Raw genomic sequence first — 21,157 nt, forward strand, 5'->3', positions numbered from 1 at the left:
TGATCAAAAAGCCAACCCCTTGTGTAACGAGCCTGCTAATACTCTCTTTTCATGACAAAATCAACGAGGCGCAGCAGCGAGGTTTTTGCTGCGCTTTCAGGAAAAGAGCTGATAGAAGCCACCGCTTTTGCAGCAAATCCTTCTGCAACTTCAGCAGCATAGACAAGCCCACCCTTGCCTGTAACAAACGCAATAACCTCTCCGCTCTTCACCGCTCTTTTACGTGAACTTTTCAAAATAGAGCGAATCATCTTCTGCTCTGCAACCGGGGCATGAAGAAGCGCATAAATAAGAGGGAGCGTTATTTTCTTGTCCTTGATATCAATACCCATTTGCTTGCCGGTTTTTTTTGAATCCCCTGTATAATCAAGCAGATCATCACGAATCTGGAATGCAAGACCAAGATATTCCCCATAACTTTTCAGAGCAGCAATACGCACCTCATCAGTGGTCGCGCTCATAGCGCCCATTGCACAGGCTGAAGAGATGAGCGAAGCTGTCTTATCGGCAATGACACTGAGATAATCCGCCTCGGAAATATCAAGACTGCGGGTTTTCTGTATCTGAAAAATTTCACCCTCACTCATCCGGCGAACCGCCTCGGAAACCATGTGCAAAAAGCCATAATCCTTGTATTCAAGAGAATAGAGCAAACCCTTGGAAAGCAGATAATCACCAATAAGAACTGAAATCTTATTTTTCCAAAGTGCGTTGATTGATGCCAGACCACGCCTCATCTCGGCGCCGTCAACCACATCATCATGGATCAGTGTTGCCGAATGAAGCAACTCAACCATAATAGCCGCACGATAGCTCGACTCATTTACCCCTCCACACAGTTGAGCGGCAAGTAAAACCATAGCCGGGCGAATCTGTTTTCCCTGCTGCTTGAGCACATAACGGGTAACCTTGTCGACCAGTGTATTCTGGCCTTGCAGCACCACCTTGTACCTCTGCTGAAAAATCTCAATCTCACCGGCTACCGATGCAACAACATCCTTGATATTCACCAATTCCCCGGACAATTACGTGACAAGCCCCGCATACCAACTGAAGCTCTTGAAAAGGAGGAAAAGTATAACATTTCCGGGAGCAAAAAAAATCAGTGAAAGGGTATCGCTTCCTGAAGAGCAAATAAAGTCCATATTAAGGGCTGATTACAAAGTAAAATACCCCTCTCTCGCAAACCACTGAAACAATTTCTTGGCTACATGCATCTTTGTTGCTATGTTTTGTGATTCTTGTCGTTCCCAAAAAAAGATCTCAGCCACAACAGCAGCCACTATCAAAACAATGCCCGAAGAGATAGAATCCACAACCTCACGGCAACTGCCGGAAAGTGACCCAAAGAGCACAGCAATCAGCAAAGTCAGCGAGACCAGTGAGGCCAGCGAAGCCGAACCAGAAAACGAAATGAATTTTATTGGCCATCTCGAAGAGATCCGGTCACGACTGATCCAAACCGGTATCGCGCTGCTCATCGTCACCGCCCTGTGTGCCACCTATGCCGACTTTCTGGTCAACGAAATTCTTATCGGACCACTCAAAAGAAGCAGTGAAGGGTTGGTACTTCAGAACCTTGTCCCCTATGGACAGGTCTCCCTCTACTTTCAGGTCGTCTTTTTTGCAGGATTCATTCTCTCATTCCCCTTCATCGCCTGGCAAATCTGGCAGTTTGTTGCTCCCGGCCTGCATGAACACGAACGTAAAGCCAGTCGTTTTTCAATACTCTTTATCTCCCTCTGCTTCTTTTCCGGCATTGCCTTTGGTTATTTCGTCTTTCTGCCCATCTCGCTGCAATTTTTTGCAGGATTTGGAACAAGCCTGATCAAAAACAATATCTCGGTACAAGACTATGTCAGTTTCTTCATCGGAACACTTCTGACAGCAGGACTGGTTTTCGAACTTCCGTTCATCTCCTATATCCTTTCCAAAATCGGTCTATTGACACCTGCATTCATGCGGTTTTATCGCAAACATGCCATCGTGTTTCTGTTGATTGTTGCTGCACTCGTTACCCCCTCAACCGATCTGGTCACCCAGCTTATCATCGGCCTCCCGATGATCCTTCTCTATGAGCTCAGCATCCTGATTTCAGCACGGGTCAACCGGAACAATGCCGCATTGAAATCATGACAAGAGCCGAAAGAACATACCCCAGGATTATTGAACTTGACATACCGGGCATCACCCTTGCCGGGAACCCCCTTAATGACCCGAGCGAACGCCGGATTCCGGTCTATCTTCCACCCTCCTACGACGGAAAAAAACGGTTTCCGGTTATCTATCTTCTTGCGGGGTTTGCCTCTACAGGAGCAAGTTTCATGAACTTCAGCTTCGGGCGTCAAAGCGTACCGGAGATGGCAGCCGCACTTATTGCTGAAGGGAAAATGCAGGAAACAATCATGGTTATGCCTGACTGCATGACCCGTTACGGGGGCTCCCAGTATGTAGACTCAGCAGCAACAGGCAACTACGAAACCTATCTCGTTGATGAACTGGTTCCCTGCATAGACCGGACGCTCTGTACCCTTGCAGCAAGGAAGCACAGGGCGTTGGCCGGAAAATCATCAGGCGGGTTTGGAGCACTCCGACTTGCCATGAAACACCCGGATCAGTTTGCTGCCATTGCCTGCCACAGCGGCGACATGTGCTTCGAACTCTGCTATAAGCCCAATTTCCCGGCTGCCGCAAAAATCCTTGAGCACTATCAGGGCAGCATTGCCAACTTCCTGGGCGCCTATGAAAATGCACTGAAAAAACCTCAAAAAGAGTTCGCCCTTCTTGACCTGATTGCCATGGCTGCGGCCTACTCTCCCGATTCCGGAAAAGTCGCACCCGAAAACATGCGACTGCCATTCAATCCCTACACCTGCGAACCCATCAGTGAAATATGGAACGAATGGCTGAGCTTTGATCCGGTAGAGATGATTGAGCATGAAGAGTACCGTGACGCACTTCGTTCACTTGACCTGCTTTTCCTTGACTGCGGAACCCTCGACGAATACAATCTGCAATTCGGTAACAGGATATTTTCAGCCAAAGCCGAACGTTATGCAATCGCGCACCGCTATGAAGAGTTCATGGACTCGCACAGCAACACCTCCTATCGATTCAACGTCTCACTGCCTGCACTGTCAGCAGTTATTGCAGAGTGATTCGGCGGCCTGAAGCAATACCTGAAAAAGCGCTTCGGTCTCTTTTTTCAGCTCAACAAGAGAGCCCCTGTTGTAAAGGACATAATCAGCTTTTGCAATCAGCTTCTCCTGAGGCCATTGTGTTGCCAGTCGCCTTACGATCCCTTCACGCTCCCCCATCCCTTTCAGCACGGCCCGCTCAATTTGATCCTGCAGTTCAGCAGCCACAACAACCACAACATCAAGTCCCTCATTTCCACCTGATTCAAAAAGAATTGCCGCCTCTTTCACCAGAATTTTTACCCTCCGCCGTCGGGCATCAAGCACTGCGCGGCTGAATTCGGCCAACACCTTTGGATGGACAAGCCTGTTCAGTGCAGCAAGTTTATCGGAAGAAGAAAAAACAACGGCCGCAATTGTTTTTCGATCCAGCACCAGATTACCGGAAAGATCAAGCGAATAAACCTTTTCCCCAAAAAGCGCCTTAATCCCCTCAATCACTTCGGGATCATGAAGCTGCAGCTCCTTTGCCACCTGATCTGATTCAAAAAGAGCACAACCCATCTCCGAAAGAAAACGGCAAACCATTGATTTCCCGCTCCCGAGCCCTCCCGTTATACCGACCAGAAAAGGATAGCTGTGCATCATTCAGCTCTCCCTGTTTTTTTTACAATGGTCGCCCGCACCTGAACAAGAATCGATTTCCAGAGTTCAGGATTTTTCTTGTAAATTTCAATCTTGCGTTTCAGACTCTCCTGGGTAAGAGCGTGCTTCAAGAGAAGTGCACTGACCTCTGAAGCATCAAGTGCGGCAAGTGCGGCGCCTTCATCTGCAGCCACCACTCCCGATTCAAGGAGATAATCGCTGTAAAATCCGGCAAAATGCAGATCATCCCTGTCAAGAGGTAAAGATTGTTGTGCACCGCATCCTGACAGAACACAAGAGAAAACAAGACAAATAAAAAAACTTCGAATGGTATCACTGCATTTCATCGCGCACCCAGCCCCCTGTTGATATATTCAGATAACCTTTTCGACCATTAAAATCGATTTTGAAAAATGCAAAGAAACTAAATCCCCCAAATGCAAGTTTAAGCATTTCAAATCATACGTGAAGCATCTTTTTAAACCCTAAATGACATCGCTTTATGGCATATCAGCAACCAGCACTTTTATACGCAGAGAACGCACTGGAACCATTTATTTCCGCAAAAACCCTTGGGTTTCACTATGGCAAGCATCATGTTGCATACATCACCAATTACAACAACCTTGTCGCCGGTACACCTCTCGACACCATGAGCCTTGAAGAGGTCATAGCCCATAGCGCTGCCGACCCGCAGAAAGTCGGCATATTCAATAACGGCGCACAAGCCTGGAACCACTCCTTCTACTGGAACTGCCTGACACCCAACGGTGGCGGGGAACCCTCCGGAGAACTTGGAGCAAAAATTACAGAAGATTTCGGCAGCTTCGACAAATTCAAAGAAGAGCTTAAAAGCGCAGCCGCAACTCAATTTGGCAGTGGATGGGCATGGCTCGTCCTTGATGGAACAACGCTGAAGGTAGTAAAAACCGCCAATGCACAAACACCTTCAACCAGCGGTCAAAAACCGATCCTCACCATTGACGTCTGGGAGCACGCATACTACCTCGATTATCAGAACCGCCGCCCCGACTATGTCGCAACCGTGATCGACAACCTGCTCAACTGGGAATTTGCTGCTGAAAATTTCCGCGCTGCACAGTAAAAAACAGATCAAATAAAACGTTCCGGAGGGGGAAAGATTGATCACCCTCTCCGGTTTTGTCCTGCACATAACGCTGGCAATGAGGGCCAGTTACATCCAGGGCAGAAACACCGCATCATCAAGATTGACCACCTTGACTTTTTTCGGCATCAGAAACTGAATCGACTGATTTTCCGGATTAAATACCCGTTCATCATAAGAGATCAGCAGTTGATGCTCCCCAAGCCCATCTGCACCGCTGTTGTAAAGCACCATCCCGATCTCTTTTGGCACCAGCTTGCTGCGACCCTCAATCGTAATGGTCTCAAAATTCCTGAACTGGATCTCCGTTATTGTTCTGCCCTTCCGATCCTTGACAAGAAGAGCGGTCAAGGTTCTGTTGAGAGGATCAATGACCACCTCCTTGCTTCCCTTACGAGTCGCAAGGGTAAAGAGCAGCGACCCTGAGCCTTTTTTCACCGATTGTATAGCACTTGCCGGCTCCGGAATTTTCACAAGCCCCAACAAAGACTCCTTCAGCAAAGTATATCCTGAATTCACTCCAAGAATTTTCTCAAGATTTGTCTCATTGTTACGGCCCTGAAAAAGACGATTATTGAGCATGTCATGCACATAGAGAGAATCACCATTAAAAAACATATCCGCCACAGGCCATCCAAGCAGGCCTGCACTGGCAATCACTCTTGCATTGCCTCCCCGATTGATTCTGATATTGCAAAAGAGACGATTTTGCCTTTTCGGAGTTTTTATCCAGACATCAGCATAACCATCAAGCGAATGAATAAATGGCGATGCCTCTGCAACTTCCCGATAAAGCGCCGTATGTTCAGCAATCAGCGCAGTCTCCTCAACAGGCATCTCCTGCCTGCCAACCGTTCTGAAATCGGCACAGCCACCACCCAGAACAAGCATAAACAATACCAACAAGAGTACTCCCCTTCCCTTCATCTTTCCACTCCTTTACCATGAGTCACCACCCCTGCAGCAACAGATGCATTTATTTCCTTTGAGATTCGTCGCTTTTGCTGCACATTGCAACAGGCCCGCAAAGCACCGGGCTTGATGCTTCGCTACAGAAAATGCCGTTCACTCGCAAGCGAAACCATCGCGTTTTACATTCCACGGTCATGTTAATGTAAAATGCAGAGCTATCAAAACCACAACACATTTTTCAAGCCATGCAATCGCTCTATCTTAAGCCAAAAGAACACCACCGGATCCAGAAAGGACATCTCTGGGTGTTCAGCAATGAACTCGCAAGCCTTCCCCGCGATATCGCTTCCGGTGAAACCGTAAAGCTCTTCACTCACGACAAAAAATTCCTCGGAACAGGCTTCTACAATCCCCACTCACTTATCTCGATAAGATTGCTGAGCCGCAAGGACGAAGAGCCTGACAAAGATTTTTTTCTCAAAAAATTTCGTGAAGCGCTCACACTCCGTGAAAAAATATACAACAGTGATGAAACCAATGCCTACCGGCTTGTGCATGGTGAATCAGACGCTCTTCCAGGACTCATTGTAGACCGCTTCAACAAGGCAATCGTGCTGCAGGCTTTTTCGGCAGGCATGGACATTCACCTGCCACTGATCTGCGATGTCTTGCAGGAGCTGTTGCAACCTGAGGTCATTATCGTGCGCAATGAATCCCCGTTACGAGAGCTCGAAGGACTTACACTCTACAAAGATGTTGTCAGGGGCGAACACTCAGCAACGAAACAAACCATTCACGACGCAGGCATCTCCTATGAAGTCGATTTGTTTGAAGGTCAAAAAACCGGCTTTTTCCTCGACCAACGCGAAAACCGCCGAGTGATCAGAAAGTTCTCTGAAGGCGCCGAAGTTCTTGATGTCTTCACCAATGATGGCGGTTTTGCCCTTAACGCCCTTTATGGAGGAGCACGCTCAGCCATTCTGATTGATGCATCCAAAGAGGCACTGCAGCGGGCCGAGCGTAATGCAGAACTGAACAAATTTTCAGACTACAGTCTTGTTGCCGCAGACGCCTTCGATACCCTCGATCAGATGGTTGAATCGAAAGAGGAATTCGACCTTGTCGTCCTTGATCCGCCAAGTTTCACCAAGAGCCGAAAAAACCTGCCCGGTGCGCTCAAAGCCTACAAAAGACTCAACAAACTCGGGCTGCAGCTCACCCGAAACGGAGGGTTCCTCGCAACAGCATCCTGCAGCCATCATGTTTCAGAAGAAGACTTCCTGCAAAGCGTGCATCAGGCCGCACTTGCTGCCGGTTGCCAGCTCAGGCTGATCCACAAAAGCTCTCAACCCTTCGACCATCCCGTACTGCTTGCCATGCCGGAAACAAGCTACCTCAAGTTTGCCTGCTTTTATGTAACACGCTAAAAAGCGAGAGAACTCTTTCCATAGTTCCTCCCGCTTCCGCCATAACGCAGCCTTCGGGCTGCCGGGCGAGTTATTCCCGCAACAAGCAGTATGCACAAAGAAGCATACGCAGCCTCTTACTTCGGAAGTTCCGAAACTGCAGTCCGTATATACTCTGCAGCATCATCAAGAATTTTTATCGCCTGACGAATTTCATAATCATCATCAGCATCATCTTTTGCTCTTTCCATCCGTTTTTTCGCATCCTGTATTGCATTTGCAGCAAGCTGCAGTTTTGAATCGATCGCCATGGCATTTCCCCTTTTTGATTATGGTGTTACAAAATCCCCACTCCCTGAATGTAGCACCGATTGAGGAAAAGTTATAATCCGGCCATGATGAAAAATCATTGCTGACCGTTCCCGAGAAAACCTCTGCGCAGAAACCATTTAAGCAACTCAATAACAGGCACAACCGAAGCGGCAGCACCAATCACAATGGCCCAGTCTTCCGCCGTCAGGAGGAACGTTCCAAACGGAGTACGAAAAACGGGAATGGTAATAAGGGCAGCAAGCATTACCAGCTCCCAGACAATGGCAAGGTTCAGCCATTTATTGGCAAAAGGACGCTTAAGAATGGAGGCCCGTTCAGAACGGAAATTATAAGCCTTGAAAAACTGGATGAGAACAAGCGACACAAAAGTCATCGTCATGGCCTCTTTCAGTGAACGCCCTGAAGCAATGGCAAACTGAAAAAGCGAAAGATTGACAATCGTCGACCAAATCCCGCCAGTGAGCATAAGGGCCAGTATGGCAGGCGTAAAAATCCCTTTTTTGGGATCATTCGGCTGGCGCAGCATAATATCACGTTCCGCCGGATCTACAGCCAGCGCAAGAGCCGGAAGACCATCGGTAGCGAGGTTCACATAGAGAATCTGTACTGCAGAAAGAGGCAGGGGAATACCCATGAGTGTTGCTCCAACCATCAGGCCAAGTTCGCCAATATTCGAGGAAAGCAGATAAGTGAGATATTTTTTAATATTGTCATAGATACCCCGTCCCTCCTCCACTGCAGCCACAATCGAGGCAAAATTATCGTCGGTCAGCATCATTGCTGAAGCCTCTTTTGAGACATCGGTGCCTGTTATACCCATCGAGATGCCAATATCGGCTTTCTTGAGGGCTGGAGCATCATTCACCCCGTCACCCGTCATGGCGACAACTTCACCGTTTTTCTGCAGCGCGTCAACAATACGAAGCTTGTGCTCCGGAGCTACTCTCGCAAAAACCGAAATGGTACCGATAGAACGACCAAGCTCTTCCTCACTCATAGCCTGCAGTGTTACGCCTGTCACCACCCTTCCATCCCGTAAAATCCCAAGCTCGCGGGCAATGGCTTCAGCCGTCAAAGGATGATCTCCGGTAATCATAACCGGACGAATGCCAGCTTCAAGGCACTGACGCACCGCCTCTCCAGCTTCAGCCCTCGGCGGATCAATCATACCTGCAAACCCAAGAAAGGTCATCCCTTCGTCAGCCCCCCGAACCTCCGAAACCTGATTGACAGCAAAAGCAAGCACCCGCAGCGCCCTTTTTCCGAGAGCATCTGCCTCCGCAAGCAGAGCCTCTCGCATCGCATCATCAAGCAACTGAACACCACCAGCGATACGGACAGAACTACAGTGAGCAAGCAACACTTCAGGTGCACCCTTGATGACCGCCTTCATTCCCTCATCACTCCGGTGCAGGGTAATCATCCGTTTCGTCTCAGAAGAGAAGGGCTGCTCATCAAGACGCTCATTGGCCAATTGCAGCTCACCCTCGTCAAAACCAGCCTTACGGGCAACAACAAGCAGCGCCCCCTCCGTCGGATCACCGGCTATCTTCCAGCCACCATCATCGTTCTTCACCAACCGGGCATCATTACACAAAATACCGGCCAAAAGCAATTCCTGCATACTTTCCGGCAAATCACCCCCACCCGGAACAGTAAAGGAGCCTTCAGGACTATAGCCTGAACCGCTCACCTCAACCAGAACAGCAGAGGTATAGAGCGCACGCACGGTCATTTCGTCACGGGTAAGCGTACCCGTTTTATCAGAACAGATAACGGTCGTGCTGCCAAGGGTTTCAACAACCGGCAAGCGCCTCATGAGGGCATGACGCTTAACCATGCGCTGCACACCAAGAGCAAGCGAAATGGTCACCACCGCAGGAAGAGCTTCAGGAACCACCGCCACAGCCAGCGCAATTCCAAAAATAAGCATCTCAATAAATGGCTGGCCACGGAAAACTCCGAAAGCAACAATAACCAGCACAATCACAAAAGCGGCACGAGCAAGGATCGATCCGACCTTGTCGAGATTTTTCTGAAGAGGTGTTTTTTCAGTTTCAACACTCTGCAGCATAGTGGCAATCCGGCCAAACTCCGTCTGCATACCGGTCGCAACCACCATTGCCACAGCACGACCATAGCTGACAGAAGTACCAGCAAAAACCATGTTTTTACGATCACCAGGGCCGGCATTTTCGTGCAGCAACGCAGCAACCTCTTTTTCCGAGGGTAACGACTCACCTGTCAGTGAGGCTTCATCAGCTCGCAGATTATTGGTCTGCAACAGCCTTGCATCAGCAGGAACACGATCACCAGCAGCAAGCATCACCACATCACCAGGAACAAGCTCCGAAGCATTGATCAAAACCTCTTCACCCTCACGCCTTACTTTTGCAAGTGGAGCCGCCATTTCCCTGAGAGCCTCAATAGCCCGTTCAGCCCTGAACTCCTGAACAAAACCAAGCAGCACGGCAAACAAAACAATAACTGAAATAGCAATTGCCTCAACCCCATGACCAAGAAAAGCCGAAAGAGCCGTAGCAATAAGAAGTGTGATGATAAGTACATTTTTAAACTGCTCCAGCAGCAGCTTCCAGGGACTGGCCCTGCGCTCAGCCTGAATCCGGTTAGGCCCATAACGTGCAAGCCGGGAAGCAGCTTCGCCGACACTGAGACCACCAGGCGTCGAATGCAGCTTCTCAAACAGCTCTTCAACCCTCAACATATGCCATACAGAATTCATCATCCTTTAAACTCCCGTCATGTTAATCATAAACAAATATACACAGTACACGATCCGAATGCTTGAACACCCTTTACGACATCCTCATTTCCCGCAGATCCCTATCAGGCTCCTCTCCTGAAGCCACTCTCATCAATCCATTACATGCGGGACATTTCATCATACTCTCCTGTTATTGGTTTCCGATCGGATAGTCATACATAACTATAATTCGACTGCAAAGATATCGGAACCAACCTTAAAATAACCTGAAGAGCAGCTTAAAAAATCCTTAAAGCGGTCTGATCGGGAGATGAGGATTTTCAAATTCCAGCTTGAAAGACAACAGAATACCGCAGAGTTATGGCAGGATCAGGATATGAAGAGAATGCAAGCACGGAGGAATGCTTTTATCAGGAAGATGCTCGAAGAGATCGAAATCAATATCAGGGGATGCAGGTTTTTCCCGGGAGGAAGCCGCACAAGAGGAACTTGCATACGACTTCAACCAGGTACTTTATGACTATTATAACACGCTTTCACAATAGCTTACAGGAGCAATACCGGCCCGATACGGCCATGACTCCACTCAACGTATCGTTTCAAGGAACCGCTCGGCATCAACAGCCGCCATACAACCGGTACCAACAGCAGTAACTGCCTGCCGGTAAGTAAAGTCCTGAACATCTCCGCAGGCAAAAACACCCGGCACATTGGTTTCGGTCGATGACTTTTTGGTTTTTATATAGCCATAATCATCCAAATCAAGCTGATCCTTGAAGAGCCCGGAATTTGGCGCATGACCAATCGCAAGAAAAACCCCATCGCAGGGATGCTCGGTAAGCTCACCCGTCAGAACATTTTTCAGTCTGATTCCGGTTACCTTTTGCCCATCCCCGAGAATTTCATCAACAACCTCATTGAGCATCATACTGATTTTCGGGTTTTTCCGGGTACGCAGACTCATTATTTTCGATGAACGAAACTCTTCACGGCGATGCACAAGAGTTACATGAGAAGCAAATTTCGTCAGATAGAGAGCCTCCTCCATTGCCGTATCGCCTCCGCCAACCACAAAGACCTTGCAATCCCTGAAGAAAAATCCGTCACAGGTCGCACACGCCGATACACCCTTTCCCCGATAACGAGATTCCGAGTCTATGCCCAGCCATTTGGCATTAGCTCCGGTGGCAACAATAAGCGCATGAGTCAAAAACTCCTGCCCATCTTCAAGAGTCAAACAAAACGGGCTTCTTGAAAGGTCAACCTCAGTGACGCTGCCACCAACAAACTCCGTCCCGAACTTTGCAGCCTGTTCGCGCATTTTCGCCATAAGTTCCGGACCACGGATACCTTCAGGAAAACCCGGAAAATTCTCAATCTCTGTCGTGATCATCAGTTGACCACCCGGCTGAAACCCTTCAATGACCAGAGGCTTGAGATTTGCCCGACCCATATAAATAGCCGATGTATACCCGGCAGGGCCAGTTCCCATGATGATGATATCGCGAACGTTACTCTCCATAATGTTATTTTCAGGATGGAATTATAGGAAGGAAAAACAACCCCCCGGAGCCACTTCCAGTGGTAACCAGTTTCATTACTCTCAAACTATGAGGCAATATACTCATCAAGTTTTTTGGCAATCATATTTTTCGGCATCGCCCCCAACATCTGATCAACAACCACACCATTTTTATAGATAAGCAGAGACGGAATACTTCTGATACCATACTTGGCCGCAGTAGCAGAATTCTCGTCAACATTGAGTTTTGCAATAACAGCCCTGTCCGCATAATCAGCGGCAAGCTCTTCAATAACAGGACCAAGCATCATGCAAGGACCACACCAGACTGCCCAGAAATCAACCAACACAACTTTATCAGAATCAAGAACCTCCGACTTGAAATTCAGATCAGTTGCCACAAGATATTTTCCGCTCATTTTTTCGTCGATTTAAGGATTAATAACAGCTTCACCAACATGACAATCTTAATATATCAGCGAAAACCTTTAAGCATCCTGAAGGCAACCTTAAAAAAAACTTAAAAAACCAGGGGGACGTTGTTGACTACCAGCACTTGCGTTAAAACAGATCGCATCAATACATCTCTTCCAGCGCTATCAGAAGCAACGAACCGACTAAAATATTTTCCAGTGAAATCAGACAGGCAGTTTGTAGCTAATCCTGCCGGTTTAAAGAGTTGCTCCGTAACGGACAGATCCACTACCCATCATGATGGTATCGGGAAACCTCATTTTCAAACATGGATGCTCTTTCAGAATTGGATTACAGTGAATGCCTGCCATATCGGTACTGGCGCACCAGGATAACAGGCTTCGCTGCTCTGGATATCAGAATATCAACCGATATGCTCGTCGATTTTCTTGGCAATGATGTTTTTCGGCATAGCTCCAAGCATCTGATCAACAACCTGTCCATTTTTAAAAACAAGCAGGGAAGGAATGCTTCTGATTCCGTACTGTGCAGCAGTATTGGGATTCTCGTCAACATTGAGTTTTGCAATGACAGCCTTTCCCTCAAAATCACCGGCAAGCTCCTCAATAACGGGTCCAAGCATCATGCACGGTCCACACCAGGCAGCCCAGAAATCAACCAGCGCAACTTTATCAGAATCAAGAATCTCTGTTTTGAAATTCAGGTCGGTTGCCACAAGATATTTTCCACTCATTTTTTTATACACCATTTTAAATTAGAAATACAAACTCATTCATTGCGATATGATCAATTACAATCGATCAGTGGAGAAAGTAACAAAAATATATCAATAAATCTGCCTACCCGGAAATCCTCACATTATCGGGGCCAAGAACCTCCTCAAGCTTTTCAATAGTGCTCTCCCCGGCATCGATAGGAGTACTCCGGGCAAAAATACTGATCGTCTCAATATTTTCGCCAGACTGCGCTTTTACCTCAAACTCGACCGGTGTTCCACCCTTGTTCGCATCAAAAATTTTTTTAACCCTGCCAAGTTTTTCCATCTGCAACTGATCATCAGCATCTACTTTAAGGACAACTTTTTTAACGAGAGCGTTCCTTACCTTCTTGATCGGAATAATCTCGCGGACAAGCAATTTAAGCATACCTCCACTCACCTCTCCTTCAGCAACGAGCATCAAGACCTCTTCAGGTTTTATCAAATGGCCATACTGCTCATAAAGACTGGCAAAGACCGTAAAATCCGCTTTGCCGGTAAAATCTTCAATAATGCCAAAAAGCATCTGCTTGCCTTTGCGGTCCTGATAGGGTTTCACCGATACAATGAGACCAAGTACCTTATACTGTTTTGCCGCAACAACCTCCTTGGCATCAAGCTGCAGCGTTGCAAAAGCCTGCCAGTCACGACGATAGGGTGAAAGTGGATGATGGCTCAGGTAAAAACCGACCAGTTTCTTTTCATGCAACAGCTTTTCAGCCTCGGGCATCATCTCGGCTGCATCCATGTCAGGATAGTGCGCCTCCTCAAGCTCCGCCCCCTCCTCAGCAGTAAAAAAGCCACACTGCCCCAGCGTCACGGAGCGATTCTGCATCTGTCCGAATTTAAACGCCTTGTCAACATTGGCAAGAAGGCGGGCACGATGCTGGTCGATCTCGTCAAATGCCCCCGAAAGAATCAGACACTCCAGCGCCTTGCGATTCATGACCCTCAAATCGACCGATGCCGCCAGATCAAACAAATTCACAAAATCACGCTTTCTGCGAAGCCTTGAAGTAACAACCGCCCTTGCAGCCGCACCAACCTGCTTGATGGCGCTCAACCCCACACGGATAAACGAACGTCCGCCAGCATCTTCAACCGCAAAAAGCGCATCACTTTTATTGATCGAGGGTGGCAGCGTCGAAATACCGAAACTTTTGGCCTCATCGGTCAAATGTTTCATCCGCTCAATATCACCAATTTCGCTGTTCAGGACAGCCGTCACAAACTCAATCGTGTAATGAGCTTTCAGATACCCCGTCCAGTATGCAAGCACCCCGTAAGCCGCCGAATGGCTTTTATTGAACCCATAACCGGCAAACTCAGCCATAAGTTCAAAAACCCTTGTGGCAAGTGTATCGTGTACCCCCTGCTTGATGGCTCCCTGAACAAAATCAGCCTTGTACTTCTCCATAATTTCAGGCTTCTTTTTTCCCATCGCCTTGCGCAGATTATCCGCCTTTGCAAGAGAAAAACCACCCATAACCTGAGATATCTGCATCACCTGCTCCTGATAGACAATAACGCCGTAGGTCTCTTTCAAAATCGTCTCAAGCATGGGATGCATGTAATCAATCGCCTCACGGCCATGCTTGCGATCAACAAAAAGATCGACAGCATTCCGCTTCTCATCAATTCTTGCATTAAGGGCCCCCGGACGATAGAGTGCGCTCATGGCGATGATATCACCAATCTGTGTCGGCTGAAGGCGTGTCATATAGCTCTGCATCCCCGACGACTCAAACTGGAAAATACCGGCCATCTTCCCCTCCTGAAAAATCCTGAACGTTTTGCGATCGTTCATGGGAACTTTTTCAAGCTCAATATCAAGGTTGTGGCGCCGCTTGATCATCTTGAGCGTTTCATCAATAACCGCCAGGGTTTCAAGTCCGAGATAATCAATCTTGAGCAGTCCGGATGTTTCAATCCAGTTCTTGTCAAACTGGGTAACAACCTGCTTCTCCTCGCTGCCGTCAGAAGCCTTTCCCCTGACATGATCGGGTTCATCAAGATCAATCTCATCAGCAAATTTACGCACCTCAGTTTCAATCTTGTTTGAAACATAAAGCGGAACCTGCTCCTCAAGCCGCCCGTCAGTAATCACAACAGCGCCCGCATGCATGGAAACATTCCGCGCCCTCCCTTCAAGAGCACGGGCATAGCGGATCAACTCTCGGAGTTCCGGCGTGCTTTCGGCAAACTGCTGCATCTCCTTCGCTTCACTCAATGCCTTTTCAAGCGTAATACCCGGCTTGACAGGCACCAGTTTAGCCAGTTTGTCGACCAGGGGCAGCGGAACCTCCAACACCCTTCCAGCATCCCTGATAGCCGCCTTGGCAGCAAAAGTACCAATCGCAATAACCTTTGCGACACTCTCCGTACCATATTTTTCAACGGTATACTCAAGCACCTTCTGCTTGCCGACAGGGGTAAAATCGATATCGATATCCGGCATTGAGGAACGCTCGGGATTTAAAAACCGCTCGAACAGCAACTTGTATTTGAGCGGGTCGATCCGTGTAATACCAGTCAGATAGGCAACAATGCTCCCGGCAGCCGATCCCCTTCCCGGTCCTACAGAGTAGCCAAGACGCCGGGAAGCCGCAATAAGATCACTGACAATAAGAAAATAGGAACTGAACCCCATCTTTTCGATCACACCAAGCTCAAGCTCGATTCTCGCGCGGACATCCTCAGCGCTGATACCATCAGCATCCGCGTCAGCATACTTCTCCTTTGCCCCCTCCAGTGTCAGATGACGGAGATAGGCAAACTCGCTCTCAAACCCCTCAGGAAGAGGAAAATGGGGCAAAATAGGCTCTTTGTCACTGAAACTGTAAGAACATTTCCCGGCAATCAGCGCCGTATTACTCAGCTCCCGATGTGCATCACTGAAGAGAGCGCTCATCTCCCCGGAAGATTTCAGATAATGGTCGCTTCCTGCAAGAGCCTGGAGATTCTGGTTCGAGAGCTTCTCCTTGGTGCGGTTGGCAACCATCGCCCGGTAACAGTCAGCATCCTTTCTTTCGAGATAGTGGACATTGTTGGTAGCGACAAGTTCAATCCCTAATTTTTCCGCCAGGGCAATTGTCTGCTCATTAAGCTTGTCATCAAAAGGGGTATTATGGCGCTGCAATTCCAGATAGAAGCGATCCCCAAAAATCTGTTTATAGTAGGCCGCAAACGTTTCAGCTTCATCCGTGGCCCCGGCAAGAAGCGCCCGACCTATTCTTCCTGCAGAATAAGCAGAAAGAGCAATCAGACCCTCATGACAGCTTTCAAGCAGACGGCTTTCAATATGCGGCATACCATTAACAAACCCCTCCCTCGCCGCACGTGAAAGCAGAATACAGAGATTGCGATATCCCGCATCATTCTGAACCAGAAGCACCAGCGAAGGAGAGACAGGAATACGACTATGCTGGTGAGCATCGGTTTCAAGCAGTAACAACTCGCTGCCGATAATGAGCTTGATCCCGGCACTTTTTGCCTCACTGAACAGCTCCGGCATATTGAACATTGCGCAATAATCGGTAACCGCAACACTCTTCATGCCAAACTTTACCGCAGCAGAAAAAATTTCATCCGGAAAAATTGGACTGCTCTGCATCGAATAATGCGTATGAGCATGTAAATGTATAAAATCCATATCGATAACGATCCTTCATCCTTAAATTCCAATATTTCCGTTTTCTGAACCACCCCTATACTTTGGAAATATTCCCGAAAATCAAGATAAACAAGGAAATGAAGAGAGTAAACTTTTGAAGGGTGAATTTATTATTCTCTTCTGAAAGAGGACGTTCACTGCATTAACATCAGTGATACGCCCGGTGCCGGGTAGTTTTGGGGTCTCTGTCCTCTACCTGGCGGCTGAGCGGGTTGAGGCGGAGGCTGATGTGTTTCACCTGAAAAATATTGAGCTGGCTTCAACGAAGAACTGGTTTGAGGCTGCGTGGTTTTTGGAGCGGAAGCATCCTTGAGCGATAGAACAAGCGTGAGGTTCCTCCCGGCGGATGACATGCCGAGGGATAAGTCTGAGGTGATTGGGTAGAGTACAACGGTATATGGACGGTATATGGACGTCATTTGGTTAAAACGATCAGTCAAAATGAACAGGCTGAATAAAGTGACGACCAATGTGGTAAGGAAGCAATTTTTTATGATTGAATCGTCCTATGATCATAGCTGGATGTGTGCCGAATTTTTGTGCAAAATCAATGATCTCGCTTTCCGTCAATGCTCCAGACTCAATAACAGCCCGCTCCTCTTCTTCAGAAAAAGTCCATCGTACGGCAAAAGCATCCGCTTGATCTTCTTTCGCCTTATCCTCTGCATCGAAACAATCATCTTCCAGTGATATATATTTTCTGCCGTGCAAAAGAATATGGCCTGCTTCATGAAAAAAGGTAAACCAGAATCGGTCATTCTGGTCATACCGTGCTGAGAGTTGAATCAATGGGATGTTATCGTGCAACCAGCGGGTTGAACCATGAATCGGGGCTTTCGGCAGACACGGTGTGTAAACAACCTTTACCCCCGCCTCTAAACAGAGCTGCTGCAGAAGCGGGAAAAAATCATCAGGATGCCCTGCCATGACTTTTTTGATGCTTCCAAGATTTGTTTTAAACGTTTTTGCATTAAACGAAGGGGCAACGAGCTTCGCAGCCTCCAACTCACCTTGACGAAGCCATGCAGAAATTGCAAAGGGCTCACGAGAGTGGGCTAACGATATTCGAAAGCTCACCTTCAGCTTGAGACCACAATAAAAGTCTTCCCAGGCCTGATGGCCGGAAATTCCAAAAAAACATAAGAGCGCCTCAACTTGTTGCTCCTCCTCTTCGGTTTTTGGCAACCAACCCAGTTGAGTCATTTTCGCGCAGGGAAATGAACGAGCCCAATCAATTCCAGAGATGAATAGATCCCGGCGTTTTTCCCTTGCAACCGCTTCATCATAGTTCTGCTGCCTCTTCAGCCAGAAATTGGCGGGGATGGCAAGTACTGATTCAAACTGCACCGCCATATCGGGAGTAAGAGAGCTCTCTCCATTGATAACTTTGACAATGGTCTGCTCTGGTTTTCCGGTACGCACGGCAAATTCTTTCTGGCTCATACCCAGTTCAACCAGCTTTTCCCGTAACGTCAGCCCGGGATGGGTCACCGTTTGCGGGATATATTCATTACGCTTCGACATTTTCAACCCTCTTTGTGATAATTTTCTATCTCAACGATCTCAACTCCCCTTATTTTTAGCCAGATATATTGACCATGATCAGTCTCAGGAACAGGGTTTTCATGAGGTTCAAAGATTAACCTGTAAGGCTGATCCAGATCACATGCCCATTGACCTTTACGATTATTTTTCAATTCATGATATCGTCCCGGGAGGTGGCGGACATCTTCAAGAGTTTCTGCTGCTCTCAGATCATCGAGCCGTTGCTTGAAAAGCTCCGCTCTTCTCGACCCAAGTTTACGCACTGCCAAACGATCATCATTTGCATATTTCCTCAGATCTTTACCCTCAAACGAAATGTCCATCAATAATTTAATAAAATTATGAACACTTACTACTCATCAAAATATCACAAATGAAGAATAACTCTGATAATCACCAAAGATCAGCCCCTGCCTGGTCAGGAAAAAAACGTCAGCGTTTCACGACACAATAGGGAAGTTCATATCGCTTGTTCGTCATAATCTTCCAGGTTTTCTCGTAGAGCGTAACAGGCAGTAACAGCTTTTCATCAGAAATGACGAGCAATGCAACCCTGTCATGGAAAATGGTAATTTCAACGGTTCTTGCCCTCCACTGTACACAAAACGAAAGGCTTTCCCATTTTTTCGGCAGCCACGGTTTCAACACCATCCGGTCAGACTTTATCGAAAAACCTCCGAAACCCGAGATCACCGTCTGCCATGTACCGCCAACCGCAGCCGCATGAATCCCCAGCGCCGTGTTTTCATGAAGATTCTCCAGATCAAAAAGCGCCGTCTTCATAAAATAGTGATAGGCCCTTGTGCGCATCCCGACAGAGAGGCCCATCATGGCATGAATACAGTGACTCAGTGACGATGCATGCGCCGTACGTTTCTCATAAAAATCAAAATTGGCTCTTTTATCCTCATCACTGAAAGAATGGGGAAAGAGCATCATCATGATGAGAACATCAGCCTGCTTGATCAACCGTGTCGACTGTATATTGCTGTAATCAATCCCCTCGGGAAGCACAGGATGACCCTTGCGGTCAAACTTCTCAACGAGATAATCTTTCAGGGAAAAGTAGCCGTCAAACTGCTCAAAAAGCCTTGTTTGGGGATCATAGGTGAGCCTGAGTTTCCTGCTGATAGCCAGCCATACATCCACCTCCTCCCTCTCAAGCCCTATTTTGGCGACAAGATCATCCAGAATTCCCGAATAGCTCCTGCCCATATACTTGAAAAGCAGCACAGCAAGCCCGAGATGCCATTTCACCATAAAATTCGTATAGGCATTATTGTTGACATGCTCATGAAACTCGTCAGGGCCAATGACACAACGAATTTCATAATGATCGCCCTCCTCAACAACCCTCGATGCCCAGAATCTCGCCGTAAGAAAGACCATCTCAAATCCATAATCCACAAGAAAACTGTCATCACCAGTGACACGAAAATACTTTTCAACACCATAGATCACATCAGAAACAATATGATCCTCCTCTGTGCCGGTATAAATCAACCGAATGGTTCGCTCAAGTTTTGAAGCAAACCTCGGAGTAACATCCTCTCCGGTCGTTGCTGACTCCCATGCATACTTCGCCCCTTTACAGCCCATTTTCAGCGCATTCTTCTTTGCCCCGTCGAGAGTATTGTAACGGTATAACAGCATATTCCGGGCAACATCAGGAAAATTGTAGACATAGAACGGAAGAATAAAAATCTCGGTATCCCAGAAAACATGACCCAGATAACCCTCGGAACTCAGAAATTTTGCTCCAATACCGGCAGGGCGGGAAGGCGCATTGATCAGCAACTGATAGACATTGAAACGCACTGCATGCTGAGCCTTCTCATCCCCTATAAGAACAATGTCCGCCTGCTTCCATTTTTCATTCCATGCCTTCAGATGAGCCGTTATTTCAGGAACCACTCCAGTGCGAACAAAGGATTTCAATTTGCAGATTGTACCCTTGAACATCTCTTCAGCCACAAACTCCCTGCTTGTAGCAACAACAACCAATTTCTCAAAAACATAGCTCTCACCCTGACGGGCCTCAAGGCTTATTTCGCTGGTGAACTTCTCACCATAAATCCTCGGTTCCCAGGCAAAACTCTGCATAAAAGGAGAAACAAGCTTCCATGAAGCCGCTTCAGCAATCCGTATACCCCGCTCTCTGGTTTTCATTTCGATATACATCAAAGCCCGGCCACGCTCGATTCTCTCAAGCTGCAGATGTTTGAGCTTTTCACGGGGGAAAAAGCCCCTGTTGCACACCTCACCGTTCAAACCACTGAGAACCCGGATCGGGCCGGAAAAATTGATCGGGGTTACCGTTACCATCATGTACCCCAGATGCACATCATGCATGAAAACAAGGCGAGCCGTTTCCAGCCGCACGATCTGGCCTGCAGGATTCACAAGCGTCGTACTCCGATGCAGCACCCCTTTCTTCATATCAAGGATCTGCTCATGGCTGAGCACCTTGCAAGTAGTCATACAGAATTTACAGCCATCACTCCAGACCGACACATCAGTCCACATAGGACACTTAACCAACTCCTCCACATCAGCTTCAGATTTATCGTAAATCCCCCCCACATACATACCACCGGCATTTCCGGGAGGCAACTCCTCAAGACTCCCCCGGATATTGAGATAACCATTTCCGATGGTCAAAAGCGTCTCATTAACCTGTACACTCTTTTCACTGTTGCGAAAACCCTTCCGCCTCAGCAGCCACTCTTCCGCCGAAAGATCAAGCAACGCCTTAACCACCAATCTGTCATCCGTAGCCTCCTGCAAAGAACCACTTACCATAATGCCCCCTCCCCCACTTTATTCCTGATGATGAGTAAACCCATCCGGCAACAGCCTTACTGATGAGAAAATAACGTATTACACTCTAATTCGAACAAAAGCTGCGGTTTAAAAGTTTATACCCATTTTCCCCACTCAC

Annotated in this window: 18 protein-coding genes; 5 read left to right on the forward strand and 13 right to left on the reverse strand. The window is 47.7% G+C overall.

Going from position 1 to position 21,157, the window contains the following annotated elements; genetic code table 11:
• Positions 1-35 precede the first annotated feature (35 nt).
• Entirely contained in the window at positions 36-1,010 is a 975-nt protein-coding gene (locus tag AC56AD_RS07740; protein WP_012508271.1) for a polyprenyl synthetase family protein, read from the reverse strand.
• Positions 1,011-1,293: 283 nt separating this feature from the next.
• Between AC56AD_RS07740 and tatC the strand changes: the two genes are divergently transcribed.
• Both tatC and AC56AD_RS07750 read left to right on the forward strand, forming a co-directional pair.
• Positions 1,294-2,136 (forward strand): twin-arginine translocase subunit TatC, encoded by an 843-nt coding sequence (gene tatC, locus AC56AD_RS07745; protein WP_012508272.1) that lies wholly within the window; start codon positions 1,294-1,296, stop codon positions 2,134-2,136.
• A complete protein-coding gene (locus AC56AD_RS07750) occupies positions 2,133-3,158 on the forward strand; it encodes an alpha/beta hydrolase (protein ID WP_012508273.1) in 1,026 nt (341 codons plus the stop codon). The genes tatC and AC56AD_RS07750 overlap by 4 nt, the downstream gene beginning before the upstream one ends.
• On the opposite strand, the gene coaE is transcribed toward AC56AD_RS07750, so the two are convergent.
• Together coaE and AC56AD_RS07760 are read right to left on the reverse strand one after the other, a co-directional pair.
• Positions 3,138-3,785, reverse strand: coding sequence for a dephospho-CoA kinase (gene coaE / locus AC56AD_RS07755; protein WP_012508274.1), 648 nt, complete (start codon positions 3,783-3,785; stop codon positions 3,138-3,140). The genes AC56AD_RS07750 and coaE overlap by 21 nt on opposite strands.
• Positions 3,782-4,129: a hypothetical protein gene (locus AC56AD_RS07760; protein ID WP_012508275.1), complete on the reverse strand. Its 348-nt coding sequence runs from the start codon at positions 4,127-4,129 to the stop codon at positions 3,782-3,784. The genes coaE and AC56AD_RS07760 overlap by 4 nt, the downstream gene beginning before the upstream one ends.
• 155 nt (positions 4,130-4,284) lie before the next feature.
• Between AC56AD_RS07760 and AC56AD_RS07765 the strand changes: the two genes are divergently transcribed.
• Entirely contained in the window at positions 4,285-4,887 is a 603-nt protein-coding gene (locus tag AC56AD_RS07765; protein WP_012508276.1) for a superoxide dismutase, read from the forward strand.
• A gap of 90 nt (positions 4,888-4,977) precedes the next feature.
• On the opposite strand, the gene AC56AD_RS07770 is transcribed toward AC56AD_RS07765, so the two are convergent.
• A complete protein-coding gene (locus AC56AD_RS07770) occupies positions 4,978-5,835 on the reverse strand; it encodes a DUF4292 domain-containing protein (protein WP_012508277.1) in 858 nt (285 codons plus the stop codon).
• Between the two features lie 230 nt (positions 5,836-6,065).
• Between AC56AD_RS07770 and AC56AD_RS07775 the strand changes: the two genes are divergently transcribed.
• Positions 6,066-7,247: a class I SAM-dependent rRNA methyltransferase gene (locus AC56AD_RS07775; RefSeq protein ID WP_012508278.1), complete on the forward strand. Its 1,182-nt coding sequence runs from the start codon at positions 6,066-6,068 to the stop codon at positions 7,245-7,247.
• Positions 7,248-7,363: 116 nt separating this feature from the next.
• On the opposite strand, the gene AC56AD_RS07780 is transcribed toward AC56AD_RS07775, so the two are convergent.
• The 6 genes from AC56AD_RS07780 to AC56AD_RS07805 all read right to left on the reverse strand — a co-directional run bounded on the left by AC56AD_RS07780 (position 7,364) and on the right by AC56AD_RS07805 (position 16,650).
• Entirely contained in the window at positions 7,364-7,537 is a 174-nt protein-coding gene (locus AC56AD_RS07780) for a hypothetical protein (protein ID WP_012508279.1), read from the reverse strand.
• 95 nt (positions 7,538-7,632) lie between these two features.
• Complete coding sequence (locus AC56AD_RS07785; protein ID WP_012508280.1) at positions 7,633-10,305, reverse strand: cation-translocating P-type ATPase; 2,673 nt, start codon at positions 10,303-10,305, stop codon at positions 7,633-7,635.
• 565 nt (positions 10,306-10,870) lie between these two features.
• Complete coding sequence (gene trxB, locus AC56AD_RS07790) at positions 10,871-11,806, reverse strand: thioredoxin-disulfide reductase (RefSeq protein ID WP_012508281.1); 936 nt, start codon at positions 11,804-11,806, stop codon at positions 10,871-10,873.
• A gap of 86 nt (positions 11,807-11,892) precedes the next feature.
• Positions 11,893-12,225 carry a thioredoxin gene (gene trxA, locus AC56AD_RS07795; RefSeq protein WP_012508282.1) on the reverse strand — a complete coding sequence of 111 codons (333 nt, stop codon included), beginning with the start codon at positions 12,223-12,225 and terminating at the stop codon, positions 11,893-11,895.
• Positions 12,226-12,644: 419 nt separating this feature from the next.
• Entirely contained in the window at positions 12,645-12,974 is a 330-nt protein-coding gene (trxA, locus tag AC56AD_RS07800; RefSeq protein WP_041526480.1) for a thioredoxin, read from the reverse strand.
• A 106-nt stretch (positions 12,975-13,080) separates the two neighbouring features.
• A complete protein-coding gene (locus tag AC56AD_RS07805; RefSeq protein ID WP_012508284.1) occupies positions 13,081-16,650 on the reverse strand; it encodes a DNA polymerase III subunit alpha in 3,570 nt (1,189 codons plus the stop codon).
• 184 nt (positions 16,651-16,834) lie between these two features.
• Between AC56AD_RS07805 and AC56AD_RS07810 the strand changes: the two genes are divergently transcribed.
• Positions 16,835-16,984, forward strand: a complete 150-nt coding sequence (locus tag AC56AD_RS07810; RefSeq protein ID WP_190273980.1) for a hypothetical protein — start codon at positions 16,835-16,837, stop codon at positions 16,982-16,984.
• A gap of 119 nt (positions 16,985-17,103) precedes the next feature.
• On the opposite strand, the gene AC56AD_RS07815 is transcribed toward AC56AD_RS07810, so the two are convergent.
• The 3 genes from AC56AD_RS07815 to AC56AD_RS07825 all read right to left on the reverse strand — a co-directional run bounded on the left by AC56AD_RS07815 (position 17,104) and on the right by AC56AD_RS07825 (position 21,018).
• The gene (locus AC56AD_RS07815) at positions 17,104-18,195 is read right to left on the reverse strand and encodes a HigA family addiction module antitoxin (protein WP_012508285.1); all 1,092 of its coding nucleotides are present in this window, start codon (positions 18,193-18,195) and stop codon (positions 17,104-17,106) included.
• Positions 18,196-18,197: 2 nt separating this feature from the next.
• Positions 18,198-18,539 carry a type II toxin-antitoxin system RelE/ParE family toxin gene (locus AC56AD_RS07820; protein ID WP_012508286.1) on the reverse strand — a complete coding sequence of 114 codons (342 nt, stop codon included), beginning with the start codon at positions 18,537-18,539 and terminating at the stop codon, positions 18,198-18,200.
• 109 nt (positions 18,540-18,648) lie between these two features.
• Positions 18,649-21,018 carry a glycoside hydrolase family 65 protein gene (locus AC56AD_RS07825; RefSeq protein ID WP_012508287.1) on the reverse strand — a complete coding sequence of 790 codons (2,370 nt, stop codon included), beginning with the start codon at positions 21,016-21,018 and terminating at the stop codon, positions 18,649-18,651.
• Positions 21,019-21,157: the final 139 nt, after the last annotated feature.

The organism is Pelodictyon clathratiforme (genome assembly GCF_982375515.1).

Coding starts and splice junctions, on each gene's coding strand:
- tatC (WP_012508272.1), top strand. CDS start 1,294: ATGCCCGAAGAGATAGAATCCACAACCTCACGGCAACTGCCGGAAAGT.
- AC56AD_RS07750 (WP_012508273.1), top strand. CDS start 2,133: ATGACAAGAGCCGAAAGAACATACCCCAGGATTATTGAACTTGACATA.
- coaE (WP_012508274.1), bottom strand. CDS start 3,785: ATGATGCACAGCTATCCTTTTCTGGTCGGTATAACGGGAGGGCTCGGG.
- AC56AD_RS07760 (WP_012508275.1), bottom strand. CDS start 4,129: ATGAAATGCAGTGATACCATTCGAAGTTTTTTTATTTGTCTTGTTTTC.
- AC56AD_RS07765 (WP_012508276.1), top strand. CDS start 4,285: ATGGCATATCAGCAACCAGCACTTTTATACGCAGAGAACGCACTGGAA.
- AC56AD_RS07770 (WP_012508277.1), bottom strand. CDS start 5,835: ATGAAGGGAAGGGGAGTACTCTTGTTGGTATTGTTTATGCTTGTTCTG.
- AC56AD_RS07775 (WP_012508278.1), top strand. CDS start 6,066: ATGCAATCGCTCTATCTTAAGCCAAAAGAACACCACCGGATCCAGAAA.
- AC56AD_RS07780 (WP_012508279.1), bottom strand. CDS start 7,537: ATGGCGATCGATTCAAAACTGCAGCTTGCTGCAAATGCAATACAGGAT.
- AC56AD_RS07785 (WP_012508280.1), bottom strand. CDS start 10,305: ATGATGAATTCTGTATGGCATATGTTGAGGGTTGAAGAGCTGTTTGAG.
- trxB (WP_012508281.1), bottom strand. CDS start 11,806: ATGGAGAGTAACGTTCGCGATATCATCATCATGGGAACTGGCCCTGCC.
- trxA (WP_012508282.1), bottom strand. CDS start 12,225: ATGAGCGGAAAATATCTTGTGGCAACTGATCTGAATTTCAAGTCGGAG.
- trxA (WP_041526480.1), bottom strand. CDS start 12,974: ATGAGTGGAAAATATCTTGTGGCAACCGACCTGAATTTCAAAACAGAG.
- AC56AD_RS07805 (WP_012508284.1), bottom strand. CDS start 16,650: ATGGATTTTATACATTTACATGCTCATACGCATTATTCGATGCAGAGC.
- AC56AD_RS07815 (WP_012508285.1), bottom strand. CDS start 18,195: ATGTCGAAGCGTAATGAATATATCCCGCAAACGGTGACCCATCCCGGG.
- AC56AD_RS07820 (WP_012508286.1), bottom strand. CDS start 18,539: ATGGACATTTCGTTTGAGGGTAAAGATCTGAGGAAATATGCAAATGAT.
- AC56AD_RS07825 (WP_012508287.1), bottom strand. CDS start 21,018: ATGGTAAGTGGTTCTTTGCAGGAGGCTACGGATGACAGATTGGTGGTT.